The following is a 16458-nucleotide window of genomic DNA, read 5'->3' on the forward strand; positions in this document are numbered from 1 at the left end:
TCACCCGACGGCCGGTTCACAGCCGCAGCCTCCTGGCCAGATCCGACCGGAACACGCCGTCCGGGTCGGCGGCGTCCCTGATCGCGCGCCACTCCTCCAACCGGGGATAGCTCGCGGCGACCGACGCGGCCGACGTCCGGGAGTCCTTGGCCAGGTAGAGCCGCCCGCCCGCCTCCACGACCCAGTCGTCGAAGACCCGCAGCAGCCCGGCCAGCCCCGGCACGCCCGCCGGGATGTCCAGCGCCAGCGTCCAGCCCGGCATCGGGAAGGACAGCATGCCAGGAGTGCCCGCGCCGAACCGCTTCAGCACCGTGAGGAACGACACCACCCGGCGGGTCGACAGCGTCCCGACCACCCGCCGCAGGGTGTCCTCCGCCCCGAACGGCACCACGAACTGGTACTGCACCAGGCCGCCCGAGCCGTACATCCGGTTCCAGCCGGCGACGGCGTCCAGCGGGTGGAAGAAGGGGGTGACACCCTGGATCAGGCCGCGCTTGGCCGTGGGGGCCTTGCCGTACCAGACGGCGTTGAACGCGCCGACGGTGGCCCGGTTGAGCAGGCCGTCCGGCACCCAGGGCGGCGCGGCCAGGCGCTGCCGGGGGCCGAACGCGAGCGGGTCGCCGCGCACCACGCCGCGGACGTCCTCGCGCGTCGCGTGGTCGCCGCGGGTGAGCACGCTCCGGCCGGTGCGCCCGCCGCGGGCCATCAGGTCGATCCAGGCCACGGTGTAGCGGTAGCGGTCGTCGGTCGCGGTCATCACGTCGAGCGTCTGGTCCAGGTCGCGGGTCCGCTCGACGTCCACCCGCATCCGGGACGTCTCGATGGGGACGCACGCGAAGGTCGCCTCGACGATCACGCCGGTCAGGCCCATGCCGCCCACGGTCGCCCAGAACAGGTCGTCGGCCGGGCCGAGGACGCGGACGCTCCCGTCGGCCGTGACCAGGGTCAGCGCGCGCACGTGCGCGGCGAACGATGAGTCGACGTGGTGGTTCTTGCCGTGGACGTCGGCCGCGATCGCCCCGCCCACCGTGACGTACCGCGTGCCGGGGGTGACGGGCACGAACCAGCCGCGCGGCACCAGGGCGGTCATCAGGTCGTGCAGGCTGGTCCCCGCCGACGCGGTCACCTCGCCCGCCTCCGGGTCGAGCGTCCAGGACGGCCGCAGGGCGGTGCAGTCCAGGACCGTGCCGCCGGCGTTCTGCGCCGCATCGCCGTACGCGCGGCCGAGGCCCCGGGCGAGGAACCCGCGCCCGGCCGTGTTCTCCTTCACCAGCGCCGCGACCTCGTCGGCGGAGCGGGGGCGGGCGAGCGTGGCGGGGGTGGGGGCGGTGCGTCCCCACCCGGTCAGAAGCGTCATGTCAGGTAGATCCCGATGGCGAGCAGGAGGAGCAGCAGGCCGAGGAAGACCTGGAGCGGCCGGTCCTTGAGGGCCAGTTCCTCAGGTTCCTCCCCTATGCCGCGATCCACAAGTAGCGCGTGTCTCAGGACGACGAGGACGAACGGGACGATGCTCAGCGCGTGCAGGCCGAGGGCCGCCCCCTGGTGCTCCTGGAGCGCCCACAGGCAGTACGTCACGATCATCGCGCCCGAGGTCATCGACCGGACTCCGGACAGATAGGACGTGGTGTACACGCTGAGCGTCGAGCGGGTTTCCCGCGCCTTGCCGGCGTTCCGGCTCTTCGCGGGGTGTGTAACTTTCACCCCCTTCCGCTCCTGCGCGCGCAGCTCGGCCTCCCGCTTGCCCGCGACCAGCAGGAGCGACCCCAGCGTGATCACGACCAGGAACCAGCTCGTGACCGGCACCGCCACCGCCACCGCGCCCGCGTACGCCCGGATCACGTGGCAGCCGGCGACCGCGACGAGATCGACCACCGGCTGGTGCTTGAGCCAGATCGTGTAGCTGAAGGTCAGCACGAGATAGCCCGCGACGACCGCGCCGAGCCGCCATCCCCCGGCCATGCCGACGGCCAGGCCCGCGACCAGCAGCACCGCGCCGGCCGCCCGCGCCACCGGGACCGGCACGATCCCCGCGGCGATCGGCCGGAACCGCTTGCGCGGATGGTTGCGGTCCGCCTCCACGTCGGCGGCGTCGTTGAAGAGGTAGGTCGCGCTGGCCGCCAGGCAGAACGCGGCGAACGCGATGAGCGAGCCGCGCGCGCCGGGCCCGGTCGTCAGCACCCCGGCGGCGGCCGGAGCCGCGAACGTCAGCACGTTCTTCAGCCACTGCCGGGGGCGGCAGGCCCGCACCAGCCCGACGGCGAGGGACCTGCGCGCGCGAAAGCCCGCCGGCGGCGATGCCACCGGCGGGCGGACGGGCGCGCCTCCGCGCCCCATCAGGCCTCGCGGGACGACGGGCCGCGGAGCAGCACGATCCCGCCGATGATCAGGGCCATGCCCAGGAGCAACGAGACCACCGGGAGTGTGATCGTGATGAGGGTGATCTGGCTCAGGTTGTCGCGGACCGTGCCGGCCAGGTTCTTGACCGTCTCCGGCGTCATGACCGCGGTCGCGACGAACGCCGGCATGCGCTCGACGCCGTCGCTGGTCTTGAGCACCTCGTGGCGCTGCTGCTCCTGCTTCACCGGCGCGCCGGTCTTCGGCTCCACCCAGAACGTGTTCACGCCGTCGTACACGCGGTCGGCCGCGACGTCACCGGTCTCCGTCATGCCGAGCACCGAGGCCGGGACGTTGAGGCTCTGGACGACCGTCGGCGGCACCTGCTGCACGAACTTGTAGACCGGGATGTCGTCGATCGTGTCCTCGCCCGCGAAGGTCGCGTCGTACGCCTTGCGCGTCGAGGAGTTGAAGACCTTGTACGTCTTCTTCTCCGTGCCGAAGGGGAACAGGTAGATCTGGCCTTCGAGCTGCACCGGCTCGGTGTCCACGTTCGCGCCGCAGCAGTTCACGCCGGCGCCGTCGTACTTGTTGAAGGCGCTGCGGAACTGCGTCATGGAGATGCCCGGCCGCCCGTTGGTGACGTCGCTGGCCGAGGTGAACTGGTCCCAGACGACGTGGTCGTCCTTCGCCTCCTTGACGTCGCCCCGGGTGGTCACCGTGATGTCGAGCGTGCCGGTGAGCACCTTCAGGTCCTGGGTGCTGAAGTACTGGGCGTTCTCCGCCCTGAGATAGGTGATCGAGTACTGGTCGGCCGGGGCCTGGATCAGCTTGTCCGCCACCACGAATTTGACCAGTGGTGCGAGAACGATGAAGAACGCGCCGGCTGCCAACAGAACCACACCAACTAAGCGGCGCATTGCTCCTCCTGGGGGGTGGGGGCATCGTCTGCCGTTTTCGTTCTGAAAACCGGTTCTATTTCGCGATATGTTAGTGCGGAGAGTGATCCACGTCACGAGGGATGCGGAAAAGTGACCGAAACAGGTTCTAGTAACGGCCCGCTCTCCTTCCCTCCGACCTCCCTTCCGGACAGTCCGTCGTCCGGATCTCCCGAGCCCGCCCCAGCGGAGGCCGAGCCGGTCGGGCTGCCCTCCGTCACCGGGCACCAGACGTCACTCGACGGGATCCGCGCGCTCGCCGCCCTCGGCGTCCTGCTGTTCCACGTCGCGATCGAGACCGGCGCCGCGCTGCGCAACGGCTTCACCGGCGGGCTGCTGGCCCGGGGCGAGGTGGGCGTGCCGATCTTCTTCACGCTGTCCGGGCTGCTGCTGTACCGGCCGTGGGCCCAGTCCGCGCTCTCCGGCGGCCGCGAGCCGGACACGCAGACCTACCTGTGGAAGCGGCTCTTCCGCATCATGCCGGCGTACTGGCTGGTCGTCGTGGTCGCCCTGCTGCTGTGGGCCGAGGAGCACCGTACGGACGCGTGGACGTGGACCGAGATGCTGCTGCTCCTGCACAACTACGACATCGACCACTGGTGGTTCGGCCTCGGCCCCCGCGGGCTCGGCCAGATGTGGAGCCTCTCGGTCGAGGTCGCGTTCTACCTCACCCTGCCGATCATGGCCGCGCTGCTCCGCGCGTACGCGACCAGGGGAGGCGTCACGGACGTCGGCCGCCGGGCCAGGCGGATGCTGGTCGGCCTCGCCGCCGTCGGGGCGCTCTCGTACGTCTACACGATCTTCGAGTTCCACCCCGAGTACCGGCCCTGGATGAACCTGTGGCTGCCGCGCTCGTGGACGTTCTTCGTCCCCGGCATGATGCTCGCGGTGCTCGCCGCCTGGGCGCGGCTGGAGGACGGCCTGCCGCGCCGCTTCTGCCACGCCATCGCCTCGTCCACCGGAACCCTCTGGCTGGTCGCGGTCCTGGCGTACGTCATCGCCTCGACGCCCGTCACCGGGGCGCGGTTCGTCGGCATCGACGGGCTGTGGACCGGCCTGTTCGAGCAGGTCCTCTACACCACGGTGGCGTTCTGCCTGGTCGCGCCGGCCGCGCTGCAGCCCGACCGGCCGAACATCGTGCGCTCCCTGCTCGGCAACCGGGTGATGAGCTACCTCGGCCGGATCTCCTACGGCGTGTTCCTCTGGCAGTTCATCGTCCTCTACCTGTGGTACGAGTTCACCGGCCAGCAGACCTGGACCGGCGACCTGCTGCTCAACTTCGTCCCGGTGGCCGCGATCACCATCCTGGTCGCGCACCTGACCTACCGGTACGTCGAGGAGCCCGCCCGCCGCCTGATCCGCTATGTGAACACGCCGCGCCCGGCGGCCGCGAAGGAGCGGGCCCTCGAACCCGCTCCCTGACCTGGTCGTCGTCAGCGGGGCTGGGCGGGGACGGCGGCACCGAAGGCCACCGCCTTGAGGCAGAACCCGGTGGTCCCCGGGTCGTCGAGGGCGATGCGCAGCCCGGCTCCGGCCCCCGGGTGGGGGAAGTAGACGAGCCGGCTCTCCGCCGTAGCGGGCAGGTCGAGCCGCCGGGTCACCTCGCCCAGGGACACCTCGACCGTGACGGGACGCGTGCTGCGGTACGACAGGGCGCCCACCCCTTCGGGGCCGCCGAACGACTCGACGGGGAAGGCGACGGCGCCGGACCGCAGCTCGTAGCACGCCCGTCCCTTGGCCCTGCCCCCGGCGCTGCGGCCCGTGGTCCCCGTGGCCCTGCCGCCGTCGCCGTTCAGGTCCTCCACCATGTCGAAGTACCCATAAAGGTGATCTATCGCCACGATCTTCCCCGAGTCGTCCACGACGTACGGCCGTTCGGCCGGGGCGGGGTCGCGCATCCGGGCCCGGAGCGCCTCGTCCGCGAGCGGGGCGAGGACGCGCGAGGTCAGCCGCCGGTCGCCGTTCCACGGCAGGACCACCTGATCGGGAACGGGCCGGGGGTAGATCTGGGCGCCCTCGGGGAGCCGGGCCAGCGCGTCCCGCACGTTCTCCACGTACGGCCGGACCCGGTCGGCGGCGGTGACCGTGTTCCCGTACGCGTTGACGGACGCCACCGAGGCCACCAGGAACGCGACGGTGAGCAGGGCCGTGGCCAGCGGCATGACGCCGGGCAGCGGCCTGCGGTAGGCGTCGCCCTCGCCCCGGAGCGGCAGCGAGCTCAGCGCGAGACAGACGGCGAAGACGACGACGGCGTCGGCGACGTAGCGGGTCTCGGTGCCGACCAGCGCCGTGTACCTGCCCCGCGCCAGGATGGTCGGGATCGCGTCGGCGACGACGACGTAGAGGGCGGCGACGGTCCACGCCCGCCAGGCGCGCCTGCGGTAGAGGCAGGTGAACGCCACCACGGCGGCCAGCGCGAGCCAGGAAACCACGACCATGGCGACCGGCGGGTCGGCGAGCCCTCCGGTTCCGGCCAGGCCGCCCCAGTTCAGCGGGCCGCCGACGGCCCCGGTCGGGAAGGTGCGGCCGAGCATCCAGCCGGCGAGGCCGAGGGCCACGTCCGCCTTGGGAACCCCCGCCCCCTCCTCCCCCGCGGTCCCCTGCCGCAGGAGGTAGAGCAGGGTGTAGCCGGCGAGCAGCGCCGCGTACGCGCCCCAGACGCGGGGGCGGGCGCGCAGTTCGCGGACCGCCGCCCGCACCCAGCCCTGCGTACGACCCGTCCCGAAGTACGCGGTGGTGAGGGCGAAGGTCACGAGGGGCAGGAAGGCGCCCTTGGTGGAGAACGCCATCCCGAAGGCCGCCCAGGCCAGGCCCTGCCAGGCGTGCCGCGCGGTCCCGTCGCGCAGGAACCGCGCGTGCGCGGCCAGGGAGAACACCATGGCGACCTGGAGCGGCACGGCGTTGAGCGCGGCCGACCACCAGCTCAGCGCGGGCACGGTGAGCGGCGCGAAGAGGTACAGGGCGAACGGGACGAGGATGCCGACCCGGTCGCCGAAGAGGCGGCGCAGCAGCACCAGCATCCCCACGGACGCCGCCGCCTGCAGCGCCAGCATGACGGCGGCGACCAGGAACCAGTTATAGGGGGCGATCCGGGAGAGCACCCAGACGAGGCCCAGCGCGCCGGGCATGAGGTGCCCCTTGTGCACGCGGGTGAGGTAGTCCCAGGTGAGGTTGTGCTCGTATGCGTCCCCGACGAAGAGGAAGTCGTCCTCGATGAAGTAGCCGCGCGCGAGTACCCCGCCCTTGAGCAGCAGCGAGATCACGATCAGCGCGAGCGCCGCGAGGACGACCGGGCCCAGCCGCAGCGAGGGGATGCGGATCTGGACGACGTCCGGCCGCCCCTCTCGCGCGACGTCCGTCTCGGTCATGGAGGACCCTTCCGCAGAATTCGCCAATGAAACAGGTTCTATATCGCAACACGTTCTATATACCGTGTAAGCTCCGCCGCGTGGAGACCCACATCCCACCCTTTCGCGCCGACCTCGCCCGCTCGGTCCGGCTGCTGAGCGCGTTCCGCAAGGAGCAGACCGACCCCGACTTCTTCTACGGCCTGCTCGCCACCGACACGGTCACCCAGCTCCGCGGCTACACCCGCCTGGACGGGGCGCTGGTCGTGGACGTGGGCGGCGGCCCCGGCTACTTCGCCGACGCCCTCCGGGAGGCCGGCGCGCGCCCGGTGTGCGTCGACTGCGACGCGGGCGAGATGCTGGCCAGGGACGGCGCCATGCCGGAGGGCGCGGTGCTCGGCAGCGCCCTGTGCCTGCCGCTGCGCACCGGCTCCGTGGACGTCTGCTTCTCCTCCAACGTGCTGGAACACGTTCCGGACCCGGGCGCGATGGCCGCCGAGATGGTCCGGGTCACCCGGCCGGGAGGGCTCATCTACCTCTCGTACACGAGCTGGTTCTCGCCCTGGGGCGGCCACGAGACGTCGCCGTGGCACTACCTGGGCGGCCACCGCGCGGCCCGCCGCTACGAGCGCCGATACGGCCGCCGCCCCAAGAACGTCTACGGCGAGAGCATGTACGCGGTGACCGTGGCGGAGATGCTCGCCTGGGCCCGCCGTGAGCACCTCCGGGGGGACGCCGAGCTGGTCGAGGCGCTTCCGCGTTATCACCCCCGGTGGGCCAGGCATGTCGTCCTCCTACCGGGCGTCCGGGAGGTCGTGACCTGGAACCTGCTCCTCGTGCTCCGCAAGCGCTGACCTGCGGAGCAGCAGCCCCGCGCCGACCAGGACGGCGCCGAGGGCGACCCCGGCGATCGGGAGGACCACGCGGATCCACCGCGTCCACGACGCGAACGCCTCGGCCTCGGCCAGGTTCGCGGCCAGATCCTCCGCCGGCGTGCGCAGATCCGCCTGGAGGGCGACCAGCCGGTCCACGCCGTCGGCGGTGCGGAAGGTGTGCCGGACCCGCTCCTCGGTCTTGACCGGGACGCCGCTGACCGGCTCCACCCAGATCGTCCGCTCGGTCCGGGCCCAGCGGGTGACCGGCGCCGAGCGCGTCCCGGGCAGGCCGAGCAGCCGCCCGGGGAGCGGCGTCGCCACGTCCTCGATCTTCACCGGCAGGGTGCGCTGCGTGTACCGGTAGGTGAGCGTGCCGTTCAGCGTCTCGGCGCCGGAGAACGCGATGGGCAGCGCCCGCCGCGACTCGACGTCGTAGTACTCGTAGTCGCGCTCCTGCGCGCCGAGGGGCCACCGGAAGGCCAGGCCGGACTGGCGGGCCGAGGTGTCGCCGTCCACGTACGCGCCGCAGCAGTCGGCGATCGCGCCGGTCCGCCGGTCGAAGCCGACCCGCCGCTCGTGGTAGCCGATCCGGTCGCCTTCGAGCGTGGTGAGCGAGGCGAACTCGATCCACACCGCGTGGTCGTCGTCCCCGGCCTTCGCGTCGCCGGTGACCGTACGGGTCAGCACGATCGGCCCGGCGCGCCTGCTCTGGGTCGCCGGGTCGAAGAACGTCGCCGACTTGGCGTACAGGCGGGCGACCGACGACCGCTCCAGCGGGGCGCGCACCACCTGGTCGTACACGTAGCCGCGCAGCAGCGGCACCAGCGTCAGCAGGAAGCCGCCCGCGCCGACCAGCACCAGCGCCAGGGCGCGCCGCGTGGCGGCCGTGCGCAGCAGGGCGGCGGCCGCGCGGGCCGCGCTCGCGAGGGCCGGGGTGGACGTCAGGGTCGTCGGCGGGGTCATGGCGTGGGCACGGCCTCCCCGACGGTGACGTCGCCGGTGCAGAAACCGCTGCCCGCCGGGACGTCGGTGACCAGCACCCGGTCGACACCGGGCGGGACGAGGAAGAAGACCTTGCCGAAGCCCTCCCTGAGGAGGAGCTGGGTGTTCCTGTCCCCGATCCACAGCGTCACCCTGACCGCCACGCGCGAGGCGTACCCGAGCCGGACCAGCGTGCCCGCCGGCCCCGCGGCCGTGGCCGGCCTCCTGATCGGCACCTCGACGGCGGCTCCGGACGCCGGCCAGCACCCGTCGAGGGCGGTCGGCACGGTCCGCTCCCCCTTCACCTCGGCCGGGACCAGCCGTCCGGCGTCGTCGAAGACGAACCCCACGGGCGACGCCGGGGGCCGGTACATCCGCTTGCGCAGCTCCGGCGTCGCGAGCGGCCCGAGCACCCGCGAGGTCAGCGCGTACGAGCCGTAGGACGGGGCCAGGACGTCGGCGGGCGCCGTCCGGTCGTAGACGACGGCGTCCGCGGGGGCGGCGGCGAGGGCCCGCTCGGCGGTCACGAGGTAGGAATGGCGCCGCGCGCTCCCGAGGTGGCCGCCGAAGACGGCCGTGGACGCCAGCGAGGCGACCGTGAACCCGCCCACCAGCAGGCCGCCCAGGCCGTAGACGGCCTCCCGGGACGGCAGTGCCCTGCGGTACGGCGCCGCCTCGCCCGCGATCGGCAGCACGGCGAGGGCCGCGACCAGCGCGAGCAGCGGCACCGCGTCCGCCACGTAGCGCGAGTCGCTGCCCGCGAAGGAGCCCACCAGGGAGACGCGGCCGTAGAGCGGCGGCACGATGTCCGCGACCACGACGTACGCCAGGAGGATCCCCCACGCGGCGGCGGCGTGGCGGCGGTAGCGCACGGTGCCGGCGAACAGGGCGGCGACCGCCACGAAGGAGAGCGCGACGAGCAGGCCGGGCGGCGACGTCACCGCCCAGTCGCCGCCGGAGAACCACTTCCACGGCCCGCCGAGCACGGTCGGCAGGAACGTGCGCGCGACCAGCTCCCACACGAACCCGACCGCGTCGTCCGCCTCGGGCACGCCGCCGCCCTCGGCGTCGCCCGCCGCCGCGCGGACCAGATACAGCGCCAGGTAGGCGAGGAGCGCCCCGCCGTACAGGAGCCAGACCCGGGCGTGCCGTCGCAGCGCGGCGCGCGGGCCGCCGAAGTAGACGGCGGTCAGCGCGAGCAGGACCAGCGGGATCGCGAACGCCTTGAGGAAGAAGGCCAGCCCGAACAGCGTCCACCCGGCGGCGGCCGCGACGTGGACAGCCCGCCCGGAGCGCAGGTACAGCACGTGCGAGGCGACCGCCATGGGCAGCGCGATCTGCAGCGGCGCGGTGTTGAGGCCGGCCGCCCACCAGGCGAGCGCGGGCACGGTCACCGGGGCGACGAGGAAGACGAGCAGCGGCACGATGACGGCCCGCCGCGGCCCGAACACCACCCGGAGCATCCGGAAGACGGCCAGGCCGGCGCACGCGTGCAGCGCGAGCACGGTGCCGCTCGCCAGGCCCCAGCCGTACGGCGCGAGCCGGGCGGTCACCCAGGCGAGCAGGAAGCCGCCGGGCATGAACTGGCCGTGATGGACCCGGGTGAGGTAGTCCCAGGTGAGGCCGCTCTCGGCGGCGCGCGCCATGAACTCGAAGTCGTCCTCCTTGAAGAACGCCTCGGCGACGACGGACGCCTTCCACGCGGTCTGCAGCAGGACGAGTCCGAGCGCGGTGAGGAGGAGGCCGTGCCGGCGGAGGAGGTCACGCGTGCCGCCGAGGAAGGACACGAGTTCGGGCGAGAGCGTGATCCGGATCTTCGCCGTTCCCTCGACGGGCGTGATCACGTTTGTCACGGTACTCCCGAAAGGCTGGGATCACGAGTGGCGATCTCGACCCGCGGCGGCGGCGAGGGCGAGGGCGCCCGGACGACGGCCGGCCGGCCGGGGATGTTCCCGAACAGGCAGCCGAGCAGCGCCAGGCAGAGGAGCTGGGGCACCAGATCGGTCAGCGGGCGGCCCCACGCGGCGTTCTCCATGCCGAGCAGGTATGTCCCCACGGCCAGGCTCAGCCCGGCGAGCGCGAACGCCACGATCCCGAGGCGCGGCGAGGCGAGCGCCCGCAGCAGGCGGAACAGGACGCCGCGTCTGGCGTGCGCGGCGGCCGAGACCCGGCGGAACCACACCGTCGCGGCGAAGAGCGCGGCCAGCACGACGAGGCCCGCGACGCCGCCGGTCCAGAAGCCGTACGCGGCGGCGACCGGCCAGAGCCACCGCGCCGCGACACCCCTCGGCGCGCAGGCGGGCAGGACGCGGCCGTCCCGGCGGCGGGCGGGCACCAGCGCGAGCGCGACCACGAGGAGGGAGAGGACGCCTCCCGCCACCAGCCCGGCGCGGTACACCGCGTCCGGCTCATACCGCATGGTCACGGTCCCCGCGGTGCCCTCGGGCAGGATCCACGCCTGCCGCCAGCCGTCGAGCCGCACCGCGGTCAGCGCCCGGTCGCCCGCGTAGGCGTGCCAGCCCTGGTTGAAGTTCTCGTTGACGACCAGGTAGCTCTCCCGGCCGGCCGCGACGCGGACCCGGCGCTCCCAGCCGGTCCACTCCTCCTCGTCGACCGCGCGCATCACGGTGGCCGACCCAGTGGCCGACCCAGTGGCCGGCCCAGTGGTTGGCGCCGTCGCCGCGCCCGGGGCCCGCACGACCGCGGTCTGGATGCGGTACGGATCGTTCGCCGCCGCGGTCAGCCGGGTCTCTCCGGGGAGGACGTTCACCCGCTCGCACGACCGGTACGTCAGCTCCCGGCCGGCCAGGACGTCCGCCAGCGTGCCCTCGACGATCTCGGTGTTCACCGGCACGTCGTTGACCCGCAGCGTCGGCCCGTAGCCGCAGGGCAGCCGCAGCGGGAAGCCGCCCAGCCCGCCGAGGGGGCGCACGCCGGGGATCGTGATGTCGGTGACCTCCAGCGAGCGCGAGCTGGGCGCGCTGAACTCGATGGTCAGCTCGCGCGCCTTGAGCGGAGGGAAGGCGATCCAGCCGTCGCGGCCCACCCAGCCCTCGCGGACGCCGCCCTCCGCCCGCAGCGTCACCCGTACGGGAGGGGCCCCGAGGTGGGAGTCGGGAAAGACGACCTTGATCCGGGACAGCGTGGTCACCTGGGCCAGCCGCACGTCGAGCGACGGCTTGCGGTCGAACGGGTAGGCGTACCAGACCGTCTTGGGGTCGCCGTCGAAGGCGGACCTGGCGAGCGCCGCCGGGTGGCCGGTGAAGGTCGAGGAGCTCGTGACGGTCAGCGGGTCGTTCGGGAGCGTGGTGAGCTTCTCGACCGCCGTGCGGTCGGTGAGCACGGCCCGGCCGGTGACGACCCGGTCCCCCGACCCCTGCGAGACGTAGGAGCGGTCGAAGCCGTACCCGTCCTCGCCCAGCACCTCCAGCCGCCCCGAGCACGTCCACACGTAGGAGCCGCGCATGCAGGCCGGCACGTTCCCGTTGCGGCTGAACGACACGGTCGCCTCGCCGGACCGGTCGCCGGGCACCTCGGGGACGACGATGGTACGGCCCGGCCGTACGCCGGGGATGGTCAGCTCGGTGACGCCGACCCGGCTGCCGAGCGTCGTCTTCGGCGGGTAGGCCAGCCGGGTGACCCGGACGCGGACCCGGCTCGTCTCGCCGGGTGGAACGGCGAGCCGCTGCTCATCCTCGGTGGCGCGTACCGGCTGGCGCAGCGTGCCCGCGTCGGTCTCCACCTCGATCTCCGACGGCGGCGGCCCGATCGCGGCCTGCTCCAGCGCGATCGTCACGTACGGCAGGCGGACCGGCCGGGTGAGGCGCACCTCCAGCCACTCGCCGACCGCTCCCTTCCAGCCGCTGGAGCGCCAGCCCGTCCGCCGGTCCCCGTCCAGCGCCGCGTACGGCTGGCGCCCGGGGTCGCGCGAGCCCGGCATGGCGGTCACGTCTGCCTCGGACGATGAGGCGCGCACGTCCACGATCTCGAACAGCCGGGCGGTCGACTGGAACGTCGTCCACGCCGGGTCGGTCAGGTCGGTGCCCGGGTCGGGGTCGTCCCTGGTCAGGGTGGCGGTGGACGACTGCCTGAGGTCGCTGAGCGCGACCCCCCTCTTCCGCAGGGTGTCGGTGACGATCGTGTCGTACGGCGGGATGTCCAGGGCGCCCGGGTCGTCCCCGAGAATCACCGGGCGGTCGCCGGAGAGGAGGTCCTGCTCGGCGAGGGTGAGCAGGGCCTCCGGCGCCCCGCCCACCCGCAGCGCGCCCGCGACCGGCACGGTCCCGGCGCGCGGCGCGGGGTCCCCGACCTGGTAGATCTCCACCGCGTGGTACGGCTGGTCCAGCCAGCCGGAGGCGGTGTCGTTCTGGGCGATCCCGACGCCGGGGCCGAACTTCGCCACCAGCGTGAGGCCGGGCGAGTCCTCGATCGCCTGGTGGATGCGGGCCGGCCAGGCGCCGCCGATCGTGCGCCGGTCGAGGTCGTTGCGCACGACGAGGTGGGAGACCCCGATCCGGCGCAGGGTGGCGGTGAGCCCGGCCGACCCCCGGCCGCTGGAGAAGCGGTCGTCGATGGCCGCGAGCAGCCGGGTGACGCCCGCCGATCCCCACGGCACGATGGTGTACGTCGCCCAGCGCGTGGTGAGCAGCGGCTGCATGGGCTCGTCGAGGGGGCGGCCCCACAGGTATTCGCCGCGTTTGGACCCGGGCAGGGCGAGCACCGTGCCGTCGCCCGCGTTGTCGTCCAGCCAGGTCGTCGCCTGCTTCCAGTAGTCCGGGATCTCCGCGAACGCCCCGGAGGGGGCGAGCCCCTGGGCGACCACGGGCACGCAGGTGAGCGCGACCAGCGCGGCGCTCGCCGCGGCGAGCGGCGGCCGCCACCGCGCCCGGGCCAGGGTGAGCAGCCCGGCCAGGCCGAGCGCCATGGGCAGCCGGATCAGGGCGTCGAACTTGTGCAGGTTGCGGAACGGCGCGAGCACGCCGTCGAGCAGGCCGAGCACGGGAGGGTTGAGCGGGCCGGCGACCGCGCTGGCGTGCCCGGCGACCACGATCGCCACGCCGGTCAGGAGCGAGATCAGCAGGAAGGCGCGCTCGGGCAGGTCACGGCGCAGCAGGCCGACCAGTCCGAGGCAGGCGGTCAGCACCGTGACGACGATCAGCCAGGGGCGCAGCGCCTGCTCGTAGGCCACGGCCATCCACGGCTCGCCGTCCACGGACAGGAACGCGAGCCAGCTCGACGTGCCGCGCAGGGTGTTGGTGAGCGACGTGACCTGGGTGGTGGCGGCGGCGTTCTCGATGTACGGCAGGAACGAGAAGACGTACCGGCCCATCACCAGCAGCGGGACCAGCCACCAGCAGGCGACGGCGGCGACCGCGCCGAGCCACCAGGCGAGCAGCCGCCGGCGGCGCGGCCCCGGCGTCCGGGTGAGCAGGTAGACGAAGGGGACGATCAGGACGGCCAGTTCGGCGGCCGCGTTGACGCCGCCGCAGAACAGGAACGCGACCCCCGACAGCGCCGCCGCCCGGCGCGGCCCCAGCTCACCCCTGGCCCCCTTGACCAGCGGCAGCATGACCCACGGCAGCAACGCGCTGGGCAGGAACTCCGAGGAGTTGATGCCGATCAGCGCCTGCGCGTGCGGGGCCAGCGCGTACGCGAACCCGGCGAGGATCCGGGCGCCCGGCGTGCCGATCCGCAGCGCGCGGGCGAGCTGGACCGTCCCGAGGAAGGCGGCGCACAGCACGAACGTCATCCACAGGCGCTGCACGTTCCACGCGGGCATGTCCAGCGCGAGGAACAGCGCGTAGAAGGGGCCCATCGGGAACAGGTAGCCGTATGCCTGGTTCTGCAGGTGGCCGAAGTAGGCGTCGTCCCACAGGTGCAGCGCGCGGCCGAGGAACGCCAGCGGGTTGACCGCCATGTCGAGCTTGGTCTCGGCGATGATCTTCTCGGTGGCGGTGTTGAAGGCCACCGCGGCGAGGAGCAGGCATCCCGCGAGCAGACGCAGCCGATGCCGGAAGCGCGCGCTGTAGCCGCCGTCGCCGCCGTCGCCGCCGTCCCCGCCACCGCCGTCCCGCCCGCCGTCACCGCCGTCGTGGTGCGACCGCGTCCCGGAGTCGGCCGCGGCGCGGCTCTCCCTGCCGTTCTCACGGCCGTTCCGGGGGCCGTTCCCGGGCCCGTTCTCGTGGACTGAGGGGGGTGGTGCCACCTGGCGGATCCAGCCGGCAAGGGTCACTGAGCTGCTCCGGGAAGGGGGGTGCTCTTGGCGAGCTCGGCGGCGATGAGATCCGCCATGCTAGCTCCGGTTTTGCCCCATGTGAACTCCCTTGCCCAGTTTCGGCATGCAGCCTGGATCCGGGCGCGCCGCGCCGGGTCGGCCAGCTCCTTGAGCGCGCGTTCGACGACGGCGGCCAGACAGTCGCCCTCGCGTACCAGCCAGCCCGTCACCCCGTCGTTGACCGAGTCGCGCAGCCCGGCCACGTCGTACGCCACGGTGGGCACGCCGAGCGCCGCCGCCTCGATCACCGTGAGGCCCCAGCCCTCGAACTCCGAGGCGGTCACGTTGAGCACCGCCGCTTTGATGACCGCGTTCTTCTCCGGCTCCGCGAGGTAACCGTGCAGGCGCACCCGCTCGGTCACGCCGCGCTCCCGCGCCCGCCGCGCGAGCGGGTCCAGCTCGGGACCGCGCCCGACCACGTGGACGGCCAGGCCCGGCCACGCCGCACGCAGGTCGGCGGCGAGGTCCACGACCCGGTCGATCCGCTTGTGCCCGACGAGGCGGCCCACGTACACGAGGGCCGGCTCGCCCCGCACCGGCATGTCGGCGATGGGCCGGACGACCGGGCTCCCGTTGGGGATGACCACGATCGGCGCCCGCCAGCGCAGCCGGGCGCGCAGCTCGTCGCGCGACGACTCCGAGACGGTGACCGTGGTCCGGTTCCGGTACACGACGCGGGCGACCGGCCCTTCGACGAAGCAGCCGATCCACGCCAGCCAGCGGGGGAAGAACGCGTAGAACTGCCGGTCGTGGACGTGGTGGACCAGCGACACGACGGCGGTGCGTCGCGCGACGACCAGGGGCGCGAAGAACGGAATGCCGTTCATCGAGTCGATGACCAGGTCGAACCTCCGCCGCCTGAGCAGCAGCCACAGCGACACGAGCAGGTAGACGAGGTAGCGGTTCCCCATCCGCCGCAGCTCGATGTCGTCCCGCCGCTCGGCCGCGCGTTGCCCGGGCTCCCGGCTGGTGACGAAGTGGACCAGCGCGCCCTCGCCCACGAGGAAGCGGCTGACCTGCCAGGCGTACTCCTCGGCGCCCCCGGCGGCCGACTGGAGCGGTTCGCGGAAGTTGAGCACGGCGACCCGCACGCCGCGCAAGGAGGGCTGGGGGGCGGCGGCGGCCCCGAGGAGCTGGGGACGGTGCCGGCCGCGCCGCTCGGGCGCGAACGGGCTGCCGTTCGCGCCCACTTCCGGTACGGCCACGATCACTCCTCCCGTTCCTCGTACGGCTCCGCCGCACTGTGCTCCCTGGTGCGGGCTCCGCCGCACCCTGAGTCCGGTACGGCTCCGCCGCGCCCGGCTTTCTGATGCGGCTCCGCCGCGTTCTGCGAAGAAAATCGAAAAGGCGGGAAATTTCGTGAACACTTGCGGCGGCCCGGAGACCCGGAAAAAGGCATGGCGAAACAGAACCCATCGCCCGCCGGGCCCGCGGACCGGAATTACCGGTGATCTAGATCAGTGCGATCGGAGAAATCAGCGAGTGCCGTAGTTGTAGAGCGGCTTGTTCGGAGGCTCCGGCGTCGGCGATGCGACATTGACAACCGCCACTGAGGCGACGCCGGCGAGCACCGCTCCGACCGCCAACGCGGCCAGCACCTTCAACATCGTGCCTCTCCCTCCCGGGTCCGTACGCAGTGTGCCGAGAGTAGAACGTGATACAGGTCATAAGCCAGAGCGTTAGTCAAACCGTGACAATGCAAGTTACCC

11 protein-coding genes are annotated in these 16458 nt (G+C 73.0%); 2 read left to right on the forward strand and 9 right to left on the reverse strand.

Going from position 1 to position 16458, the window contains the following annotated elements; genetic code table 11:
- Positions 1-16 precede the first annotated feature (16 nt).
- Genes dprE1 through pgfA (AWQ71_RS08115) form a run of 3 tightly spaced genes read right to left on the reverse strand, consistent with a single transcriptional unit; the run spans position 17 to position 3254 of the window.
- Complete coding sequence (gene dprE1, locus AWQ71_RS08105; RefSeq protein WP_067129194.1) at positions 17-1357, reverse strand: FAD-binding oxidoreductase; 1341 nt, start codon at positions 1355-1357, stop codon at positions 17-19.
- Positions 1354-2334 carry a decaprenyl-phosphate phosphoribosyltransferase gene (locus AWQ71_RS08110; RefSeq protein ID WP_084258694.1) on the reverse strand — a complete coding sequence of 327 codons (981 nt, stop codon included), beginning with the start codon at positions 2332-2334 and terminating at the stop codon, positions 1354-1356. The genes dprE1 and AWQ71_RS08110 overlap by 4 nt, the downstream gene beginning before the upstream one ends.
- Positions 2334-3254, reverse strand: coding sequence for a cell envelope lipid trafficking protein PgfA (pgfA, locus tag AWQ71_RS08115; protein ID WP_067129197.1), 921 nt, complete (start codon positions 3252-3254; stop codon positions 2334-2336). The genes AWQ71_RS08110 and pgfA (AWQ71_RS08115) overlap by 1 nt, the downstream gene beginning before the upstream one ends.
- A gap of 111 nt (positions 3255-3365) precedes the next feature.
- Between pgfA (AWQ71_RS08115) and AWQ71_RS08120 the strand changes: the two genes are divergently transcribed.
- A complete protein-coding gene (locus AWQ71_RS08120; protein WP_245658174.1) occupies positions 3366-4694 on the forward strand; it encodes an acyltransferase family protein in 1329 nt (442 codons plus the stop codon).
- An 11-nt stretch (positions 4695-4705) separates the two neighbouring features.
- Here AWQ71_RS08120 and AWQ71_RS08125 read toward each other — a convergent pair whose 3' ends face one another.
- Positions 4706-6640, reverse strand: coding sequence for a hypothetical protein (locus AWQ71_RS08125; protein ID WP_067129200.1), 1935 nt, complete (start codon positions 6638-6640; stop codon positions 4706-4708).
- A gap of 80 nt (positions 6641-6720) precedes the next feature.
- Here AWQ71_RS08125 and AWQ71_RS08130 point away from each other — a divergent pair, with 80 nt between their 5' ends.
- The gene (locus AWQ71_RS08130; protein WP_067129203.1) at positions 6721-7473 is read left to right on the forward strand and encodes a class I SAM-dependent methyltransferase; all 753 of its coding nucleotides are present in this window, start codon (positions 6721-6723) and stop codon (positions 7471-7473) included.
- Here the strand turns inward: AWQ71_RS08130 and pgfA (AWQ71_RS08135) are convergent.
- The 5 genes from pgfA (AWQ71_RS08135) to AWQ71_RS44305 all read right to left on the reverse strand — a co-directional run bounded on the left by pgfA (AWQ71_RS08135) (position 7414) and on the right by AWQ71_RS44305 (position 16356).
- On the reverse strand, positions 7414-8457 hold the full coding sequence (gene pgfA, locus AWQ71_RS08135; protein ID WP_067129207.1) for a cell envelope lipid trafficking protein PgfA: 1044 nt from the start codon (positions 8455-8457) through the stop codon (positions 7414-7416). The two genes, AWQ71_RS08130 and pgfA (AWQ71_RS08135), sit on opposite strands and share 60 nt — an antisense overlap.
- On the reverse strand, positions 8454-10319 hold the full coding sequence (locus tag AWQ71_RS08140; RefSeq protein ID WP_157570245.1) for a hypothetical protein: 1866 nt from the start codon (positions 10317-10319) through the stop codon (positions 8454-8456). Before AWQ71_RS08140 ends, pgfA (AWQ71_RS08135) begins: the two co-directional genes overlap by 4 nt.
- 5 nt (positions 10320-10324) lie before the next feature.
- Positions 10325-14680, reverse strand: a complete 4356-nt coding sequence (locus AWQ71_RS08145; RefSeq protein WP_157570246.1) for an alpha-(1->3)-arabinofuranosyltransferase — start codon at positions 14678-14680, stop codon at positions 10325-10327.
- 23 nt (positions 14681-14703) lie between these two features.
- Complete coding sequence (locus tag AWQ71_RS08150) at positions 14704-15957, reverse strand: glycosyltransferase family 4 protein (RefSeq protein ID WP_067130315.1); 1254 nt, start codon at positions 15955-15957, stop codon at positions 14704-14706.
- A 267-nt stretch (positions 15958-16224) separates the two neighbouring features.
- Positions 16225-16356 carry a hypothetical protein gene (locus AWQ71_RS44305; protein ID WP_281195720.1) on the reverse strand — a complete coding sequence of 44 codons (132 nt, stop codon included), beginning with the start codon at positions 16354-16356 and terminating at the stop codon, positions 16225-16227.
- Between the last annotated feature and the right edge of the window lie 102 nt (positions 16357-16458).

It is taken from the genome of Microtetraspora malaysiensis, assembly GCF_001528665.1.
GTDB classification, from domain to species: domain Bacteria; phylum Actinomycetota; class Actinomycetes; order Streptosporangiales; family Streptosporangiaceae; genus Microtetraspora_A; species Microtetraspora_A malaysiensis.